Origin of the sequence: Shewanella sp. Arc9-LZ, from assembly GCF_010092445.1 — a bacterium.
In the GTDB taxonomy this organism is placed as follows: domain Bacteria; phylum Pseudomonadota; class Gammaproteobacteria; order Enterobacterales; family Shewanellaceae; genus Shewanella.
The window spans coordinates 1,120,532-1,141,204 of sequence record NZ_CP048031.1; the positions used below are offsets into that span (position 1 = coordinate 1,120,532).

At 42.4% G+C, this 20,673-nt stretch carries 16 protein-coding genes; 11 read left to right on the plus strand and 5 right to left on the minus strand.

Features of this window, described 5'->3' with window-relative positions; genetic code table 11:
* Positions 1-239 precede the first annotated feature (239 nt).
* From GUY17_RS04850 to GUY17_RS04890, 9 genes are all read left to right on the plus strand, one after another.
* The gene (locus tag GUY17_RS04850) at positions 240-1,874 is read left to right on the plus strand and encodes a hypothetical protein (protein WP_101085849.1); all 1,635 of its coding nucleotides are present in this window, start codon (positions 240-242) and stop codon (positions 1,872-1,874) included.
* 686 nt (positions 1,875-2,560) lie between these two features.
* Positions 2,561-2,881 (plus strand): hypothetical protein, encoded by a 321-nt coding sequence (locus GUY17_RS04855; RefSeq protein ID WP_162022484.1) that lies wholly within the window; start codon positions 2,561-2,563, stop codon positions 2,879-2,881.
* Between the two features lie 1,126 nt (positions 2,882-4,007).
* Entirely contained in the window at positions 4,008-5,267 is a 1,260-nt protein-coding gene (locus tag GUY17_RS04860) for an efflux RND transporter periplasmic adaptor subunit (protein WP_101085845.1), read from the plus strand.
* Between the two features lie 77 nt (positions 5,268-5,344).
* Positions 5,345-5,566: a hypothetical protein gene (locus GUY17_RS04865; RefSeq protein WP_101085844.1), complete on the plus strand. Its 222-nt coding sequence runs from the start codon at positions 5,345-5,347 to the stop codon at positions 5,564-5,566.
* Between the two features lie 140 nt (positions 5,567-5,706).
* On the plus strand, positions 5,707-6,405 hold the full coding sequence (locus tag GUY17_RS04870; protein ID WP_123883845.1) for an ABC transporter ATP-binding protein: 699 nt from the start codon (positions 5,707-5,709) through the stop codon (positions 6,403-6,405).
* A 10-nt stretch (positions 6,406-6,415) separates the two neighbouring features.
* Positions 6,416-7,729: an ABC transporter permease gene (locus GUY17_RS04875; protein WP_162022485.1), complete on the plus strand. Its 1,314-nt coding sequence runs from the start codon at positions 6,416-6,418 to the stop codon at positions 7,727-7,729.
* 30 nt (positions 7,730-7,759) lie between these two features.
* Positions 7,760-8,968 carry an ABC transporter permease gene (locus GUY17_RS04880; protein ID WP_123777219.1) on the plus strand — a complete coding sequence of 403 codons (1,209 nt, stop codon included), beginning with the start codon at positions 7,760-7,762 and terminating at the stop codon, positions 8,966-8,968.
* Between the two features lie 184 nt (positions 8,969-9,152).
* Positions 9,153-10,556 carry a sigma-54 dependent transcriptional regulator gene (locus GUY17_RS04885; protein WP_162022486.1) on the plus strand — a complete coding sequence of 468 codons (1,404 nt, stop codon included), beginning with the start codon at positions 9,153-9,155 and terminating at the stop codon, positions 10,554-10,556.
* Positions 10,557-10,558: 2 nt separating this feature from the next.
* Positions 10,559-11,914, plus strand: coding sequence for a PAS domain-containing sensor histidine kinase (locus tag GUY17_RS04890; RefSeq protein WP_162024286.1), 1,356 nt, complete (start codon positions 10,559-10,561; stop codon positions 11,912-11,914).
* Between the two features lie 359 nt (positions 11,915-12,273).
* Here GUY17_RS04890 and GUY17_RS04895 read toward each other — a convergent pair.
* Both GUY17_RS04895 and ltrA read right to left on the minus strand, forming a co-directional pair.
* Positions 12,274-13,415, minus strand: a protein-coding gene (locus GUY17_RS04895) for an IS3 family transposase (RefSeq protein WP_162022487.1) whose coding sequence is annotated in 2 segments (ribosomal slippage) — positions 12,274-13,169 and positions 13,169-13,415 — 1,143 coding nt in all. Because the reading frame shifts where the segments join, the coding sequence is not laid out codon by codon here.
* A 692-nt stretch (positions 13,416-14,107) separates the two neighbouring features.
* Complete coding sequence (gene ltrA, locus GUY17_RS04900) at positions 14,108-15,580, minus strand: group II intron reverse transcriptase/maturase (RefSeq protein ID WP_101087243.1); 1,473 nt, start codon at positions 15,578-15,580, stop codon at positions 14,108-14,110.
* A gap of 1,042 nt (positions 15,581-16,622) precedes the next feature.
* Between ltrA and GUY17_RS04905 the strand changes: the two genes are divergently transcribed.
* Together GUY17_RS04905 and GUY17_RS04910 are read left to right on the plus strand one after the other, a co-directional pair.
* A complete protein-coding gene (locus GUY17_RS04905) occupies positions 16,623-17,072 on the plus strand; it encodes a hypothetical protein (RefSeq protein ID WP_162022488.1) in 450 nt (149 codons plus the stop codon).
* A 76-nt stretch (positions 17,073-17,148) separates the two neighbouring features.
* A complete protein-coding gene (locus GUY17_RS04910; RefSeq protein WP_254439869.1) occupies positions 17,149-17,469 on the plus strand; it encodes a hypothetical protein in 321 nt (106 codons plus the stop codon).
* 496 nt (positions 17,470-17,965) lie between these two features.
* Here the strand turns inward: GUY17_RS04910 and GUY17_RS04915 are convergent, their stop codons facing one another.
* From GUY17_RS04915 to GUY17_RS04925, 3 genes are all read right to left on the minus strand, one after another.
* Entirely contained in the window at positions 17,966-18,775 is an 810-nt protein-coding gene (locus tag GUY17_RS04915) for a DNA-binding domain-containing protein (protein WP_162022489.1), read from the minus strand.
* 2 nt (positions 18,776-18,777) lie between these two features.
* Complete coding sequence (locus GUY17_RS04920) at positions 18,778-19,716, minus strand: DUF692 domain-containing protein (protein WP_101085838.1); 939 nt, start codon at positions 19,714-19,716, stop codon at positions 18,778-18,780.
* Between the two features lie 124 nt (positions 19,717-19,840).
* Positions 19,841-20,299: a hypothetical protein gene (locus tag GUY17_RS04925; protein WP_101085837.1), complete on the minus strand. Its 459-nt coding sequence runs from the start codon at positions 20,297-20,299 to the stop codon at positions 19,841-19,843.
* Positions 20,300-20,673: the final 374 nt, after the last annotated feature.

Genomic DNA, 20,673 nt, shown 5'->3' on the forward strand with positions numbered 1-20,673 from the left:
TTCTTCAACGGCCTCAAGTTCAGAGTTGAATCTGTCCTTTTTAAAGACAAGAGAACTAACTCGTTTTTGACCCAAAGTGATTTAGAATTATAACGTGCCTCATACAAATAGTCATGACAAAAGCAAAGCCATTGGCTTTTTTATGGATGCTTACACAGGTGCTTTATTTTGTACAACATATTGATTAATTAGTTTATATTGGTCTCGATACCATTCTGTTCTGTAGGGAATTTACAAATATGTCAATTGAATTAGTTAAAGAACAAATTCGAAGGTTCCTTTCCTCAGATACTCCTGAAGTGCTGGCTATTAAAGGTGATTGGGGGGTCGGTAAGACTTATAGCTGGGAGCGGTACATAGAAGAATTCAAACATGAATGCGTTTTGAAATCATACTCCTACGTTTCACTGTTTGGGATTAATTCTATTGCTGAGCTAAAACAAACTACGTTCCTAAACACGATTGATACCAAGCAAATTGGAGAATCGCCTAACATCAAAGGCTATTCAAAAAAAGTTGCTGATCTGATTAAGGATACAAAAATACCCTATGTGAGTAAGTATGTCGGAGGTATCGGTAGCCTTATTAATTCACTTTCTCAATTAGCAATGAACAAAACGATAGTCTGTTTTGATGACTTAGAGCGCCATAGTAACGGTATCAGTATCAAAGACTTTATGGGATTAGTTTCTTTCTTCAAGGAGCAAAAAGGGTGCAAGGTTGTCTTATTGCTTAATGAGCAAGCTGGGGACGCAACTTTCGAAGATTACAGGAAGTACAAAGAGAAAATAGTCGATAGACAACTCCACTTCGAACCTACCGCAGGACAGTGCTTTGACACTATGTTTGCTGAAGACTTCGAGTTCAGGCATTACGTTCGTGATTGCTGTGTTGGACTAGATATTAAAAATAAACGAGTAATCAGAAAGATAGTTGAGCACACGAAGGAATTCTTAGAGTTGGTCAACGGCTTCGATGAAAGCATCAAGAGGCAAGTGATTCACTCTACTATAGTGCTTAGTTGGTGTTACTACTGCCATGGTGCTGATGAAAAATGCATTCCAGAATTTGCGTTTGTAAACCAATCTGGGATTAGGAAGGAAAATGAACAGGTGGGATGGACGAAAGAAATAACCGTTCGTTGGAATATTACGTTAAATCGATATGGTTACGGATATACCGATGAGATAGATTTGGCTGTTGCTCGTGGTATTGAGCAGGGGTTTCTTGATAAAGAAAAGTTAATTCCTCTATGTATACATAAACAGAAAGAGTTTGAAATTCAAAATGCTAGTGCTAAATGGGATGAGGCTTGGAAGCTTTTCCATGGATCATTTAATAGTAACGAAAAAGATATTACTTTAGCATTTGAAGAGGGAATGCGAGATATAGCGTCTAGTACTTCTGCTTCTCAATATAGCTCTGGTTTGAAGGTGTTACGTACGATTGGAAAGGATGAAAAAGCGGATGAGTTGATTGAGTTTTTCATTGACTCGAAGCGTGGGAGTCCCGAAGATTTTGATGTAGATAGTGTTTTCTCATTTGAGATTAAAGACGAGCGGTTTATTGAAAGATTGCGTAAAGCTTACTTAGAGTTAAAGCCAGAGCCGACAGTGAAAGATATATTGGACTTGAGGAGTGGTTCAAATTCTTACAACTCGTCTGAAGCTGAAATATTAGCAAGGCTCAAGACAGAAGAGATTTATGATTTATTCATGAGCTTTGAAGGTGAAGAGCTAACGGATTATATTCGAGTCTTTATGCTACTTTCAGGGAGCAGCCAAGATTTGGCCACTAAGGTTAATGAAGCCCTTGATAAAATTGCAAGTATCAGTGAATTAAATAAAGACAGAATGTGTAAATTTCGAAACTAGTAAAGCATTAATGCTGGTCGCATGAGTATGCAACTTTTTCATATCCTAACTGATTCTCGAACTTCTAATTTAGCTAAGCCCATATCAAGATTTTGTTCATAAATGACTTAGAAGTCTTGTTTAAAAATGTACAAATTCAACTCTGAACTTGAGGCCGTTGAAGAAAATAGCGTGAGTCCAGACATGGATGTCTGGCTAGCTTTCGAGGGGAAGGGACGCCCCATCGGAAGCGTTAGCATTTTCACTCTTTATTGTAAAAAGGGCCGAGGCAGGATTCAAATACGGTTTAAAGCTGGCTCAATTTCCGTCGCAATTTTTTCGCTGCTGTTGTTTGGTTAAATAGCGAAAATGTTGCCGGAACGGCAGGGGTGATCCAAGAGGGGATTGCTGTTGATCCCCTTTTGGCCCGTGCAGGGTGGAACCTTGCGATCTTAAGCGTTAGTGGCCGCAGGCCATATCTTAAACCAACGTTTGTCTAAAAAACGAGTTAGCCTCAGCTTACAAATGTATAAATTCAACCTTGAACTTGGATCTGTTGAAGAAAATGCTTACAGCATCATGTTAAGTAAAAGTTACCTAAAATGTATATATGGTATCGACCAAGTCCAACAAGTGATTTATGCTTTGTAAACCGTGTTAAGCACAAATACTAAAACATTATTTTTTATGGATATTTGATAATGGATATGACTCAAAAAGAAGTTGCAGTTGTTAAAGCTGCCATTAAATCACGAAACAAAAGTAAACTGTTCCAGCCAGTGTTATTTGCGATATTAGTTGGCCTTTTAATCGCCATGTTGTTTGGCGTTTTACCTGAAGAACAGTTTGCCTATTTGGCTATTCCCTTAGTTATTTTAACGATATTGTTGCCACAACTTGGTGCTTCACCTAAATATAATGAACTAGTTGATATACTTGAAAAACAACTACCGCAACACGACACAGTGGAAAGTGTTTTGTCTCAAGAGTTAAATAAAATACAAGCCAGCCAAAAAGATCATTCATAGTCATTCATGGTTTAAATTTCTGCAAAACATAAGTTTTTGAAAATATTGCTGTTTAATTTACGTCATGATGAAAAGGAAACATCCCCCGGTTATCAACATCCTCGCTTTACTTAACTAGCTGAAATAGTTTTAATTTTTGTTTAAGTCTTACTACTAGATACACAAAAGGCTATATCGAAGAGAATTAAATTACTGGTGTAGATGAGTCAGCGAGTATCCAAAACAGGGATGTTTTGGTTAAGCCCACATGGATGTGCTCGCGGCGTCTCGCTTAATCATCTGCACATTTAGAATAACTAAGATACCCATTTTTATTTTGCTCTAACCAATTTTCGTACCTAAATTAGTTAGATGCCTAGGTTAGAAATGTGCAAATTCAACTCTGAACTTGAGGCCGTTGAAGAAAATGACGTGAGCTGGCCATGGACGGCCAGCTAGCTTTCGAGGGGAAGGGACGCCCCATCGGAAGCGTTAGCATTTTTGAATAAGGCCGAAGAACACACAGACGAAGTTAAAAGCTGGATTCAACCACGTCGCGAAATTATCGCTTTTCAGATAATTTTGATGTGGTGGCTGGGAGTTCCAAGAGGGAATAGCCGTTAATTTCCTCTTGGTCTGGTGTGGGTGAAGCGCCACGACGTTAGTGGCCGTAGGCCATAAGTACAAAGCATAAACAAACACCTGGATTCCGGCTCAAAATCATTGTCGGAATGACGTAGTATTTGGCCCGTGCAGGTGGAACCTTGCGATCTTAAGCGTTAGTGGCCGCAGGCCATAAAGTACAAAAGCACAAAAGTGCAAAGCAAAAATAACACCTGGATTCCGGCTCAAAAACATTGCCGGAATGACGCGGTATTTGGCCTGTGTAGGGCAATCTGACTATCTTATTCATTCGTGGCCGTAGGCCATAAGTACAAAGCAAACCATAAGTGTCCGCTCGGACACTTTCTCTATGACCGGACAGTTTTCACACCTGTCCGCGGACACTTTTAGGGTGTTCGGTTATCTTTATAAATCATTATCATTCTGAAAAATAACAATAAATAACTATTGGCATGGCTTGTGCTTTATCTTGGTATAAATGTGAAGAGGTGGGTGCGGTCAGCGCGTTACCTAAGGACCTGAGATGATTAAAGACACAAGTAGCCAAGATACTGTTATTGCGCCTAAGTTAGGCCGTAAATTGCGCTTACCCTTGATGATAGGTTGCGGTGCAATTTTGATGAGCGCGTTGGTGTGGGCGAGTTTAAGTCATGACAGTAATCAACGTTCGGTTGATGGTGCTGATTTACGTTTGGCAACCTTAACCCGTGGCACTTTGGTGCGTGATATTGCCACTACCGGTAAAATTGTGGCGGCCAATGCGCCCATTTTATATAGCACGGAAGAAGGTGTGGTGACGCTATTAAGTCAGCCTGGTGATGAAGTTGAGCTGGGGCAAGTGGTAGCCAAGATTGAAAGTCCGCGTTTACAAAGTGAATTGCAACAACAGCAGTCGATGCTTGAAGGCATGCAGGGCAGTTTAGAGCGCGCCAAGTTAGATGCCCGCCGTGAGCAATTGCGTGTTAGCCAGATTTTAGACATGGCGAAAGTGGATTTAGAAGCCGCAGATCGTGAAAGTCGTCGTGGCGATCAATTGATTGAGTCGAGTTTGATCAGCAAAATCGATTTTGAAAAAAGCAAAGATGATTTACACAAAGCCAAATTATTACATAAGCATGCCCAGCAAGAAGTCGAGCTTATGCGCGATACCCTCAGTTTTGAAATTAAAAACCGCACCCTTGAAGTACAACGCCAGGCTTTAGTCGTGAGAGAGTTAACTCGTCAAGCCAACGCCTTGAGTATTATCGCGCCGGTTAGCGGCATTATTGGTAACTGGCTGGTGGAACAAAAAGCCCGTATTGCCGCCAGCCAACCAATATTAACTGTGGTCGATTTAACTGCCTTTGAAGCTGAGTTAGCTGTGCCAGAGTCTTATGCCGATGAACTGGGTTTAGGGATGGATGTCGAGCTGAGTTTTGGTAACGTTAATGTGGTAGGCCAATTATCGTCAATTTCACCCGAAGTACGTAATCGTGAAGTGACCGCCCGAGTGCGTTTTGCTGACAGTAACACCTTATCGTTACGTCAAAATCAGCGTTTGTCTGCCCGAGTCTTACTGGAAAACAGGCCCAATGTATTGATAGTGAAACGCGGTGATTTTCTCAATATGGGCGGCGAAGTGGCGTATCAAGTGAGTGACGCTGTTGCTCATAAGAAAGTCGTTAAATTGGGCGCACGCAGTATGAGCCAGGTTGAAGTGCTTGAAGGCGGTGAAGCCGGTGATGTATGGGTGATATCCGGTACCGAAACCTTTAAAAATGATCCAACAATTCAAATCCGATAGCTAAGTTGATAATTAAGTCGATAGCTAAATCAATAACGAATCAAATAACCAAACACTCAACTGAGTAAGGACATTCTATGACTTTTATTCAACGTAGACAGCTTATCGCGCTACTGGCGTTATTTATTCTCGCAATAGCGGTGAGTTATCGCATTGATAATCATACAGATTGGTTATCGGTTAGTTTGCAATTAATTGACATGAGTAGCCAGGTTTCGAATCGATTAAGAGATATTAGTCCTACCGTTAGTTTGCATATTGATATTAGCGACATGGTCAAGATTAAGCTGCTGTTTTAGCCATGACTAATACTAACGGCACTGACGCCAATAGCATTAAAAACAAAAGTATTTAACAAAGCCGTATTCAGATTTGCAAGATTGACATTATCAGCCCTAGGCGCTGGGATGCGACAACCGAATTAACCAAGGAAGCCATTATGTTATCCATGAAAAATATCAGTAAAGTATTCAAAACTGACTTAGTTGAAACCCATGCGCTACGCGACTTTAACCTTGAAGTGAAAGAAGGTGAGTTTGTTGCGGTGACAGGCCCGTCTGGTTCAGGTAAAACCACCTTTTTGAATATTGCGGGTTTGCTCGAAGGCTTTACCTCTGGCGAGTTCAGCCTTGATGGCGTTAATGTGTCGAATTTAAGTGACAACAAAAGCGCTAAAGTCCGTAATGAAAAAATTGGCTTTATCTTTCAGGGGTTCAACCTTATTCCCGATCTTAATCTGGCCGAAAATGTTGAAGTGCCGCTGCGTTATCGCGGTATGAATGCCAGTGAGCGTAAGCGCCGAGTCGAGTCCGCATTAGAACAAGTCGGCTTAGGTGCGCGGATGAAACACTTACCGACGCAATTGTCTGGCGGACAACAACAACGTGTCGCTATTGCGCGTGCATTAGCAGGCGAACCACGGTTTTTATTAGCCGATGAACCAACCGGTAATTTAGACAGCTTAATGGCGCGCCAGGTGATGGAATTACTTGAAAATATCAATCAACAAGGCACCACTATTATTATGGTGACCCATGACTCAGAGCTTGCGCGTCGTGCCCAGCGCAATATTCAAATTGTTGATGGTCAAGTGTGTGATTTTTCGATGTACCAACCAGCTGCTACCGGCACTCGCTAAGGGGAACACTATGTTTTTTTACTATTGTGATTTAGCGTGGCGAAGTATCCGTAAAACACCGATGTTATCGATGTTGATGGTATTAGCGATTTCGATTGGTATCGGCATTACTATCACTACGCTCAATGTCTATAAAACTATGTCTTATAATCCGGCGGGCGATCGCAGTGAGGTGATTAATTCAGTGCAGTTGTGGAGCCAAGGCTTGGATACCTGGGATGAGTTTATTCCAAGCATCACCTATATGGATGCGATGAACTTGCGCAATAACAAAGAATTAAGCCTCAAAGCAGCGACTTATCGAACCGGCTTAGCATTACAATCTGACAATCCTAAAATTGAACCCGTGTTGAACAGCGTTCGGTTAACCGACAGAGACTTTTTTAGGATTTTTTCGGTACCCTTTATTTATGGCAGTTACTGGGATACCAGTGTTGATTTACGCCCAGCTTACCAAGTAGTGATTAGTCAAAAATTAAATTTACGCTTTTTTGAAGGTAAAAATAGCGTAGGCAAAACACTCTTTTTAGACCGTAAACCTTATCAAATTGTTGGGGTGATTGATGACTGGAATCCGCAACCTAAATACTACGATCCACTAAATGGTGCGTTTAATGATGCTGAAGAGATATTCATTCCGTTTTCGTTAACAGGCCAAGAAGAATTTGATGTATGGGGTAACACCAGCGGTTGGAAGTTCGAACCCATGATCACATACAGCGACCGCTTAGCGTCAGAAAAAGTATGGATTCAATTTTGGACTGAACTGAACACCGATGAGCAGAAACAAAGCTTTTTAGGCTGGTTAACGCGTTATGTTGAGCAGCAAAGAGCGCTCGGCCGCTTTACTGATACCGCTAAAATCCCTAGCGAGTCAGTGCAAATTAGCGACATCGCGAAATGGCTTGAAGATAACGATGTGGTGCCCAAAGATAACAAAATACTCGTCGGTTTAAGCTTGCTGTTTTTAAGCGTGTGCTTGGTGAATATTCTCGGGCTGTTGCTAACCAAGTTTTTAAAGCGTGCGCCAGAGGTGGGTGTTCGTCGTGCTATTGGTGCCAGTCGTGGACAGATTTTTAGTCAGTATATGGTCGAAGTGGGTATGATTGGTTTTATCGGTGGCGTAGTGGGTTTGTTATGGGCTTGGGGGTCGTTAACGGCGCTGCATAGCTATTTTTCAATGGACCAAAGTGTTACTGGGCTTGATGCCAGTATGTGGATTATCACGCCATTAATTGCTATCTCTACCGCGGTATTGGCTGGGGTTTACCCTGCTTGGGTGGTGTGCCGCACTAAACCCAGTGTGTATTTAAAAGCCCAATAACTCCAGTTAAGCTTAAGAAAGGACATCACCATGTTACATATCAAACCGATTTTATCCAGTTTAATGCGCAGTAAAAGTGCGCCGGTTTTATTGCTATTGCAGATTATTTTGTCGGTTGCGATAGTCGCCAATGCGAGCTTTATTATTAACGAACGTTTGTCGCTAATGCAGCGAGAATCTGGCTATGCCGAAGATCAGATCCTGACCTTTAACCTGTATAATTTCGATCCTGCTATCGACAACATGAAACAAAACCAAGTTGACCAACAAATTTTGCGTTCGCTGCCCAATGTAATTGATGCCAGTTACAGCAATATGTTGCCGTTAAGCGGCAGCGGATGGATGGATCGCTATGTTGACGGCCCAGATGCCGATACCGCTAAAAGCACCCCTGGGTTTGCCTTTTATTTGGGTAATGAGCACTTACTCAATGTGATGGGAGCGAAGTTAATTGCCGGGCGAAATTTTACCGCCGATGAAATTAATACCAGCTTAGATGACAGCGGCATGATGGCGTTAGTGTCGCAACCGTTAGCCAAAGCCTTTTGGGGCGATGAGTCACCTTTAGGTAAAACCATGTATCAAGGTGAGCAAGCCGTGACCATTATAGGCGTAGTGGATAAGCTGCAAGGTGCTTGGGTTGACCACGAAAACTTTGAATACAGCGTGATCCAGAATATCGATTTTGGTGGCAGTAGTAGTAATAAATCATACATGGTGCGGGCATTACCTGAACATATTCCAGCGTTAGAAGAAGCCATTAGTAAAGCCTTGTATGCAGAAAACCCAAACCGTGTAGTGGAAAACTTCCAAACACTCACCACGATTAAAAATTTAACTTACAGTAACCACCGTTTAATGGCGACAGTGTTAAGTATTATGGTGGTGTTATTGTTATTAATTACAGCGTTGGGATTAACCGGTATGGTGATGTTTAATATTCAACGCCGCACCAAACAAATAGGCACTCGCCGCGCGCTGGGTGCACGTAAACGTGACATTATTGAATACTTTATGGTGGAAAATTACCTAATTTGTATTGTCGGTGGGGTCATCGGTGGCATGCTATCGTTGGTACTTGGGCAGCAATTAATGTCACTGTATAGCTTACCTATGGTACCGGTGATTTATCCGATTATCTCTGTTATTGGTTTGCTGGTTGTAACTACGCTAGCGGTAATAGTGCCCGCAGCTAAGGCGGCTAATATTTCACCCGCCATGGCAACGCGCAGTGTGTAGACCGCATACCATTAGAGGCTCAGCTTGGTACTCAGCTTGGTACTCAGCTTGGTACTCAGCTTGAGACTCTATGCGAGACAGTCATTGCTAATGTATTGAATTTTGCCCTAGCGTGCTAGGCTTATAAACGTGACTAATAAATACAGATATTTGGATATAACTCAATGAGAACAACATCATCGTAATGGATAATATTTTAATTGTTGATGACAATCACGCCATTTGCCAAGCGCTTGCGTTAATGATTGAACTGCATGGCTATCAGGCAATTTTTTGTCATTCACCAGAAGCGGCTATTGAGATTGTGACTAATAAAGAGATCAGCTTAGTCATTCAAGACATGAACTTTAGCCGTGATACCACCTCGGGTGAAGAAGGCAAGCAACTGTTTTACGCATTGCGTCAGTTACAGCCTAATTTACCGATTATTTTAATGACTGCGTGGACCCAATTAGAAACCGCTGTCGAGTTGGTTAAAGCGGGGGCAGCTGATTACATGGGGAAACCGTGGGATGACGCTAAGCTGCTTAATAGTATTAGCAACCTATTATCAATTTATCGACTGTCTCAGCAAAATAGCCAATTAACCCGGATAGACAGTGAACGCATGTCGGCCATTAATGGCGCCGATTTATGTGGCTTAATTTTTGGTAGTGGTGCCATGCAGCGCTGTGTTGATTTGGCATTGCAAGTTGCGCGATCCGATGTGTCGGTGATGATCACTGGCCCCAATGGTGCGGGCAAAGACAAAATAGCCGATATTTTACAGGCCAACTCGCCATTAAAAGATAAACCGTTTATTAAGGTCAATATTGGTGCTTTACCAATGGATTTATTAGAGGCCGAATTGTTTGGCGCCGAAGCGGGTGCTTTTACGGGCGCCAATAAAACCCGTATGGGCCGTTTTGAAGCTGCCGATGGTGGCACATTATTTTTAGATGAAATTGGTAATTTGCCATTATCTGGCCAAGTGAAACTATTGCGCGTGTTGCAAACCGGTGAGTTTGAACGTTTAGGCAGTCATCAAACCCGTAAAGTGAATGTGCGAGTGATTAGCGCAACCAACGCGGATTTAGCCGACGACATTGCTCATGGGCGTTTTCGTGAAGATTTATTTTATCGTTTAAATGTCATTGAGCTAGCCATATCACCATTGAATCAACGCCAGGATGATATTTTACCGTTAGTGAAACACTTTATTGGTGCTCATTATAGCCTTGATAAGTCGACCCAGCAGGCGTTAATTAATCACAGTTGGTCGGGTAATGTGCGTGAATTAGAAAATGCCTGCAAAAGGGCGGCGCTGTTAGCTAAGTCACCACAATTAACGATTGATGACTTTGGCTTGATGGCGATAGCTAATGGCGGTGCAGCTACCCAGCATGCGCTTGTTGTTGAACATCATCTTGGCCAACAAGATCAGGGCATTGATGACACACAGTCGATTTGCGAACCCGATAAGCAACAGCTAGAAGACGCTTTAGCGCAATATAATGGCGTCATTGCCAGAGTAGCAAAATCGTTTGGCTTGAGTAGACAAGCCCTTTATCGCCGTATGGAGAAATATGGCCTTAGGGTGACTAGATAATGATGTTATCACTGCGCACTAAATTGCTGATCAGTAACATGTTGAGCTGCCTTTTGGGAGCGATGTCAGGCGCTTTAGTGTGGCTTACATTGGGTGATGACACCTTATGGTTGGCTATTATTGTGATGCTGGCGGTGTGTTATTTTTGCAGTATGTGGCTAACAAGACGATTAAGTGAAAGTCTGCAAGCATTGGAAATCGGTCTACTTAACTTTAAAGATAATGATTTTAGTGTGTCGCTGCATCCCTACGGCGAACCACAATTAGATGCGCTAGTGAGCTTATATAACCAAGCATCGGCAAAATTGCGTAGTGAGCGACAGTTTATTTATCAGCGCGAGTTAATGCTCGATAAAGTGATTCAGAACTCACCTAATGTCATGCTATTAATCGATAATTCCCAGCGAGTCATTTACGCCAATGGCGCAGCAAGACATTTGTTTAATCAGGGTGTCAAAGTAGAAGGCATGTTGTTACCTGATCTTGTGGTGATGTTACCCGACACGCTTAAAGCGGCGTTAAGCAGTGAGCAAGAAGGACTGTTTTCGATGGGCGGTAGCGGGGCCGATGGTGTTGATAGTCATTCTAATACTGATGCTGACAGTAGCGACGTTGAAACCTGGCATATCTCTCGTGGCCGCTTCACTCAAAACAATCAGCAGCACCATTTAATTTTGCTTAAACAGCTCACCAAAGAACTTAACCGCCAAGAAGTGGCTGTGTGGAAAAAGGTGATTCGAATTATTAGCCACGAGCTTAATAACTCGGTCGCGCCCATTGCTTCTATGGTCAACTCCGGTAAGTTTTTAACCCAGCATTTAGACGACAGCAAGTTGCAATTAATTTTTGATACCATCGAAAATCGCACCACACACCTGAGCCAATTTATTTCCCATTATGCTCAGTTTGCTAAGTTACCACTGCCACAAAAAGCCTCAATTGATTGGGCTAAGATGACCCAGCAATTAGCGCAGCAATACCCATTTAAATTGTTGTCACCTTTACCGATTAAGCCGATAAAACTCGATGCAGTGCAATTAGAACAAGTCTTTATTAATCTGCTTAAAAACGCTCACGAGTCTGGCGCGGAGGCAGACACTGTGTCGATAACGTTTGAGGAAGTGACTCATCCAATTAACGGGTTATTAATCAAAGTAGATGACCAAGGTTGCGGGATGTCTAGCGAGGTATTGTCGCAAGCCTTGTTACCGTTTTACTCAACTAAACAATCTGGTACAGGGATTGGTTTGCCATTATGTCGCGAGATTATTGAAGCGCATGGTGGCCGTATTAGTATGCAAAACCGCCCAGAAGGCGGCTTAAGCGTCAAAGTATGGTTGCCTTCACAGGAGGGTTAATATGTGATTTTTAGCCCTAACTAAGGCTATTAATTGTGCGTTGATATCAGCGTTTAATAAATAATAATGTCTGATTATTGATAATAACGTTTGATCATTTCGATCAATGTTTTCCAAGTGAGTTGAAGCCGTAAAACGTTTTTGCCCCAAGGTTTGTTTAGAAATATGGCCTGCGGCCACTAACGTCGTGGCGCTTCACCCACACCAGACCAAGAGGAAACCAACGGCTGTTCCCTCTTGGAACTCCCAGCCGCCACATCAAAATTATCTGAAAAGCGATAATTTCGCGACGTGGATCAATCCAGCTTTTGACTGCATTTGATGTGGTCAAGTAAAACTGTACACAAACAGGGGGTGTTTTATGCAGCCATTTCGGCAGCCGCTGGCGTCATATAATTGTTATAACTATGACCACGTTTTGTATTGTAGTGATTTAGTATGTAATTCAACGCATCCAGCTTCGCTTCATCAAAATTGTTGTAACCATACTTCGGCATCCATTCTGTTTTAAAACTTCTAAAAAAACGTTCCATTACCGCGTTATCCCAGCAGTTTCCTCGTCGACTCATACTCTGCGTTATTTGATATTTCCACAGCATTTGTCGATATTGAAGACTACTGTAATGGCAACCCTGGTCAGAATGAAACATCAGGTTTTGGGGCCGTCCACGACTTTCAAATGCCATTCTTAATGCTGCACAAGTCAAATCGGTATTCGGGCTGTCAGAGCAAGCCCAACCCACCACTTTTCTCGCATACAAATCCATTACCACGGCTAAATAGAGCCATTTGGTTCCTGACCAAACATAGGTCACGTCACCACACCAAACCTGATTTATTGCTTCAACGTTAAACTGCCGCTTTAACAAATTAGGGGCTATTTTAGATTCATCATTTGCTATCTTGTAACGATGCTTTCTGGGTTGGTTACTGATTAGCCCTGCATCTCTCATTAAACTCGCGGCCTTATAACGGCCAACATTTTCACCCAGTTGATTAAGCTGGCCTGCTATCGTTCTTGCCCCTGCAGAGCCACGACTATCACGGTGGATTGCAATCGCTTGCTGGCGCAGTTTCTCACGTTCAGGCTTCACTAATCCACGATGTTTGAGATGATAATGGTAGCTGCTACGCGGTATTTTAAACAAATGACAAAGCTGTTTGACGATGTTCTGCTCTCTCGATAACAATTCAATTAATGCTATCGTTTGATGTTGTCTTGCATTAAGAGAGCGGTAGCCTTTTTTAAGATATCTTTCTCCCATTCAATTTTCTTAATTTGCGCTTCAAGCTCTTGAATTCGTTTTTGTTCGGGAGTGATGGCATTAGCTGATGGAGTAATACCTTCAAATTCTTGTCTTAGCTGGGTTACCCAACGTCTAATCGCTGTCGGGCCTACGCCGGTTGCATCACAAGCTTCTCGGATGGTGTAACCTTGTTTAATCACAAGGTTAGCGGTATCTATTCTAAATTCTGTTGAGTAAGTTGGTTGAGTCTTCATTACTTTTTACACCGTTTTATCTTAAGGGGATTTTACCTCAATCGGTGTACAGATTCATTAAGCCACAATAATTTGAAGCCTGCTTCGGCCTTATTCGAAAATGCTAACGCTTCAGATGGGGCGTCCCTTCCCCTCTAAAGCTAACCAGACATCCATGTCTGGGCTCACGTCATTTTCTTCAACGGCTTCAAGTTCAGAGTTGAATTTGGACCGTTGCAAGCAATATACGTAACTCATTTATGCCCCATTATGTTTTTAGATTATGGCCTGCGGCCACTAACGTCGTGGCGCTTCACCCACACCAGACCAAAAGGAAACCAACGGCTGTTCCCTCTTGGATCACCCAGCCGCCCCGCAACATTTTCAAACAGCGAAAAGGTCGCCATGGGGTTGATCCAGCTTTTGACTTTATTGTTATTCCGCCTCGGACTTATTCGAAAATGCTAACGCTTCCGATGGTACATCCTGTACCCCGAAAGCTAGCCTGACATCCATGTCAGGATTCACGCTATTTTCTTCAACGTCCTCAAGTTCAGAGTTGAATTTGTCCCTTTTAAAGTCAGTATATCTGACACGTTTATGTCGGATAGACGACACTTGTTACCAAGTGCCGCCCTCCTAAGAACCCAGCGTGCAACTTTCACTGCACTAGGCTCAAGCCTCCACAAAGGTATCGTTAGATACCCAGCAACTTATAAAGCAGTGAGAGCTGATTCATTCCAAGAGTTACGAGCTTGCCTTTTCGATTTTCTCCTAACCAAGTATTCTAGGTACTGAGGGTCGAATGGTATAGCCGCACTTCGGATTTTCACGTGTCTCTCAATAGGCACCTTGGCTATTTGGAATAGATTAAATTGGCAATCCATATCCTTGACCTTCTGCCAACCGTGAAATTGCCATTGGCCTTTTCGGTTGATGAAGTATTTAAGGGCTATCCAAGTCTTAGATTTTGTTGGATGGCGCCTTACTGCCCAGTGCCATAACGTATAGAATAGTTTGTGCCCAACATACCCGAATACTTGCTTAGCAACGCAATGACGATAATAATTCGCCCAACCCCTTAGTTTTGGATTTATCAGTTTGATAAGATCGTTAACAGGGATGGTTGCGTGCTTTTTGATGAGTTCGCGCAGGTTACTCAAGAACAACAAGGTATTGGACTTGCTCGGTTTGATGAGCAATTTTCCTTTGTACTTCCTATGATTGAACCCTAAGAAGTCAAAACCCTTGTTGATGTGGGTAATGTGCGTTTTCTCTTCGGAGAGTGTTAAGCCTCTTTCCGCCAAGAAGTCAGCGATCAACGGTTTGATATCGTTCTCGAGCACTTCCTTTGAAGCGCAGGTGACGACGAAATCGTCGGCGTATCCAATAAAGTTGGCTCTAGCACCCTTTTTGAGTGCTGTAGACTTTATGCGCTGTTCAAGTCCAGCAAGAGTCATTAGCATCAAGGTTGGGGATATAACCCCTCCTTGTGGCGTGCCCTCATCAGTACGATAAAACAACCCTTTATCCATAAAACCAGACTTTAACCATTGTTCCAACATTCGTTTATCTATGGCGATGTTATCAACAAGCCATTGATGCCCGATTTTGTCGAAGCAGGATTTGATATCTCCCTCAAGAACCCATTGCGCTGATCTCTTTAGAGCCAAGCATTTGAAGCACTGATCGACTGCGTCGGCAGTGCTACGATTTGGTCTAAATCCATAGCTGTTTGGGTCAGCAAGCGTCTCCGATATAGGCTCTAATGCAAGAAGGTGGAGCGCTTGTTGTGCTCTGTCTATCATGCATGGGATACCAAGAGGTCTAAGTTTGCCATTCTTTTTGGGGATATAGATACGCTTGAGTGGTTTGGCTTGATATGCCTTCCTGCTCAATTGATTTACTGCTTTCATGCGGCGTGCATCCGTGTTCCAGATGACACCATCTATTCCAGGCGTTCTACTGCCTTTGTTTTTTGATACTCGTTTAACAGCAAGAAGTTTTGCTGAACGCGAGTGAGTCAGTATCCATTGCAACGCTTTCGCCTTACCGTGTTTACCTTCTCGTGTTGCCTTTGCAATACGCATCTGAAGCTTTAATACATGCGGTTCAACGGATTTCCAGTCTATGGACTGCCATTGTTCGCCGTCAGGAGAGGCACTAATCTCTGTTGAAATCATCATTTGCGTTTCTCCTTGAATAAAGTTCTTCAAATTATCTTGCAACGGGAGACCAGTCGGAAGTGGGCTCACTTTCGTGACCAGACACAAGTCTGTATCTGCATCGTTACAATGCAGCCTTTGCTTTTTCCAACCTCCTATACCTGCACCGCTATCGGCCATATCGGCTTTCCCAAAGGGAGCAATACAGGCTTACCGTGTTCCGTATGTCGCGCAATGTCAGGGTAGATGCCCGCTATAGTGCGAAGAGTTATATTGACCACGAAAGAGCATGGGGCAATCTCTTTCCAACTCTCATTGCCTTTTGGCCACAGCGTATAAACCACTTCCGCTGTTTCATCGTATAACGCACCTTACGCGGATTTACATATGTTCATCATACTGACTACCTAGCACTCACCCAATTTGTGGTTATCAGGAGGATCGTTCTCTCACGATTCAGATCCCGATTGGTCTATAACCAATCTTCATTACATTGTCAGAGCCGCTACTTTATTCAGGCTCCTAGGTTCATCTGGTGATACAGATGGTTCACTCAAAAGCGGTGAACAGCGCTTCATACGACCTCACGTCGCACGCCCCGTTCCTTGTTAGAAAACATCCAATTTAAACTTTGCTTGAACTTAGTTATCGCTAATTTATGAAAGCACCATTTTGATATAAATTTATCTACGATTAACATCATAAAATCTTTGCGACAGCATACTGTGTTTTTACACAGTTATAATTCATTTGTGTTAGAACAACAGTGTTGTTTCTCGTTATGTAATTGCGAAAATTCTCGGTTTCACCTAAAAGACAATGCTATCCAATTGAATTAGCTTATTTTTGTTAATATATCTGCTCTACATAACGAGTTTGTATTATTCTCGATTATCTAAATTCTCGCTTTTGCCTAGACTAAAAGGTTATTGATTTGGGTTATTTAAGCTGATAAGTTACTAAAATTATTAATAATTAAAGCAGTATGGATGTTGAGTTTTGGTGAGCTTCTCAGGATGTTTATCGGAATTCTCGCTAATACGCTGTTATGCAAAGTGGGTAAATGACCAAATTTTGGATTAATCATAAAATCGATATTGTCATTTTAGCTGTAATACTTTTAAGTATATCGGTTTGGATTTTTCATGTCTGGTCAGATGAAAATATCGAAGAAATAGATTTAAGTAATAGCGCTATCTCATGTGAACTAAATGGAAAGTTTAGTACCTATTCAGTTCGATTTTCAAAAAATGGCACAGACTATTTCATGACTAAAAAATACAATTTTTGCGAATTGTACAGAGATGAAATACGTGGTAAATCAATAAAGGGGGAGTACCTTAAAGGTAATAACCTGTTGAAAAAGATTGAGGTCGATGGTGCTAGCTATCATGAGCAGTTAGCACTTAGTGCTTACTTTTCTGGCCTACTATTAGCACCGCTCTGCTGGGTATTTATTCGAACCCCCATAAAGTGGGTTGCACTTAAAATGCATAACAAGACTCTAAATTAAGATTTACCATGTCTGTCATGCTATTTGCTGAGCAAATCGCCCGCCAGCACATGGTTCACTTATTAGAGGGGGCGTTATGTTTACAATGAATACTATTGAATGTTCCGAACATTGTGCTTCTCCAAATAATTGGCCTTTTCCATTTCCAGCCAATACAGGTGCCGTCACAACTAAATTTGTTATGAATGGTGAACAACCAATCGTCGAGGTGTTACATTGGGATGATGGTGGTTGGCAATTTATGTGTAATACAACTGACGACGCCGATGATGGATTGGTTGTTTGCATGGGGTGTTTATATAAAAAGTTTCCTTGGATTTCTAAATTTAAAGACCTTAAGCCTAACCATTCAGCTTATTTGGAAAATAGTAACTGGCAAATAGAAGAGTTAGAGTAAACATAACAAGCCCATGAATTCGTTCGCAGGCTCACTGGGACGCCTTCTCGCTGGCTGGCGTCACTGCGTTCCTAAGTTTAGCCAGCGTTCAGTCGCCCCTTATGGGAGCGTTACCCATAGAAATTTTAACCTGAAACTCACGAATTAGAATTAATGTTCTAACTCGGAAATGTCCAGAAATAAGTTATCTCTTATACTTATATAACTTTGACACAGAAAATGTGAAACTCGGCATGTCAATGAGGTCTTGAACGCTAAATATTTGTTTGGCTTTTTAAAGCCCGCAGGTTACGTAAATACTTTAAAGGCAAGCCATGAGTGTTTGCGAGACGACCGTCCGCCCCATGGACGGGGCGGTAGAGCTATAGGGATATACTTGCGCGTGTCGGTGAGTAAATGCCATGGTTAACCTGTATGGCAGAGTTTCAGCTTTACTCAATATCAGTCCTGATAAATGAGTTAACTCTTGTTCTTATAACGCTTTTGACATCATCATCTAACTACTCACAACTGCTCGAATTAAGCCGCGTTGAAACCAGGTTTGCATGGTTTGCAGTACCATCATTGGCGCAGATTGCTCGTCGTGCCATTGCAACATTTGTTCGCACTGGTCGGCAAAGTTGTTGCCCTGAATAAACCCAAGTAACAACGCATGTTGCTCTGTCGATAACGACACAAACTCGGTTAAGCGAGACTCTCCCCGCCATAATAACCACGCTCTAGGCGACTCATAGTCTGGCGTCGGTGGTGCGGTATCTATTTTCAAGGCTTGCCAAGCTTCGACTGCATTACTGTTACAAGTGAATATTTGTACACTGGGATGAAAGCGTAAACAGCAATCGGGCCACAATTCTGGTGATATGGCCTGTAAGTCACTAAAGCTTGCACGGGCGCAGTCTGCAGCATCAAATGCATTGAGTAACCGGCGCTCGAATCGGGCTAAATCGGCGATAATCGGATGCTGTTTAAAAAATGCATCTTGCTGTAAAAACTCCGGTAAACCATCACAAAACTGGCGCAATGACTTATTACTTGATGGATATTGACGAGTATAGTCGGCTGCCATTTTATCGAATAAATCGTCACCCAAATACAAACCTAGCAGCTGGTGGTCGGTTTCAATGGTTTCTTTTAATCGAATTCGGTAAGCATTTGCATAAATTTGTAGGCGATCATCGGCGCTGATCCCCGCTTGTTCAGACACGTTTGCTTTCATCACCGACTGAACCTGTCCGTGCTGTGTATCCGAACCATCAGACAGTAAATATTGCATAAATTGTTGTTGAATTTCAGCTAAACGACTCATGTTTATGCCCTGACTTTTTGCGATGAAGCATGATTAGCGCTGATGAATTTGCTGACGTCATCAAGTGAACGAGTGCCAAACTGTGAGCGTGCTAGGGCAGGGTCGTCGGGCAAGGTTAACTGAGCAATGTTTTTCGCTTCGAGTAATTCTTGGTATAACGCTGGGAACTCGGGAATATTAGCGTCGCGCTCAATCATGGTGCTAACCGCGCCAAAGCGCTCTAGTGCCGCTTGGTATAAGGTCCACACTGACGGCGGAATATCGTGGTCGTGGGTATCAATGACATAATCACCAAAATCGCTGTGGCCAGCTAAGTGAAACTGTTGTACCCGGCGTGGGTCGATTTTTTTAAGGTAATCGAGTGGATTAAAATGATGATTACGGGCGCTGACATAAATATTATTGATGTCGAGTAATATTAAGCAATCTGCGGCTTCTGCTACTTGGCTTAAAAAATCCCATTCATCCATGGTCGAGTCTTGGTATGACAAATAGCTCGATACGTTTTCCAGTAAAATTCGACGACCGAGTACGTCTTGTACTTGCCGAACTCGCTGCGCGACATGATTAACGGTTTCTTCGGTATAAGGCAATGGTAGTAAGTCATGGCTATTGACGCCGTGAATTGAGGTCCAGCAAATATGATCAGATATCCATTTAGGTTGAATGTCGTTACTGAGCTTTTTAAGGGCTTTTAAGTAATCCATGTCTAAAGGATCGGTACTGCCTATCGACATCGATACGCCATGCATCACTACAGGATATTGTTCGGCAATGGCTTCTAAATAATATCGGGGTTTACCACCAGCGACTAAGTAGTTTTCAGATAGCACTTCAAACCAGTCAATATCTGGCTGGTGTTGCAAAATGTATTCAAAATGGTCGGTTCGTAAGCCCAAGCCAAATCCGAGAAAGTCTTCTGTAATGCGCGTATCTGGCATGGTGAATCCTATTTTAATGCAAATGTTCTAGCTTGATTTAGGCAAAACTTGCGTTAATCATTGAGATAGTAAGCTGATGACCCTGTCACAATAGTAGGTGACAGCGTCATCAAACGAAGCTTAATTAGCTTGTTTTACCGCCAATATCAGCACAAGATTTTGCTGTAGTGCTAACAAAACCAGTGCCTTTACAACTTGCCATACCGCCACAAGCGTTATCAGCACCTTTACAATCGTTATGGCCTTTACAGACGTTAACACCGTAACAATGCACTAGGTCTGCTTTAGTGACTTTACCAACCCAATCATCTTTTTGCGTGCCGCCTACATCAGCACAGGCTTTTGAAGGCATGCCAACAAAACCAGTGCCTTTACAACTTGCTTGACCGCCACAGGCATTGTCGGCTGTTTTACAATCGTTATGGCCTTTGCAGGTGTTAACGCCGTAACAATGGACTAAATCTGTTTCGCCTGCTGCCAAAGGTGCCGTGCTTGTTTCAGCGGCCATAGCCTGACCTGATAAGCTTGCCATTGCGAGTGCTAATGCTGCGCCGGTTAAGCTGCTTTGTGCTTTCATATTCATGATGTATTCCTTGCATTTGTGGTTATTATGTTTACTGCTATTCATGTTTACCCATGACAAGATTGACTGGGTACAGCCATTATTCTTGTTAGGAGGTATTAGTAATGACCGTGGTGCTGCGAAAGATCTTTCAAGTTAAAGTGTAGACTAGTCACTAAAATGTTGTTGATGTGTTAACTTGTGATTGATTTATAAGGTGAAACAATAATTTACGATTTTGCAGATGAGTGCTTAAGCATTATATGAATTAGGTTGTTATTAAGGCCGGTAGATTATGTTATTTTGTTCTGATTACACTAGTGGTTAACACAACGCGTTCAATCGTAACGAATACAACGAATACAACTAAAACACAGCTATACATAATAAGAATA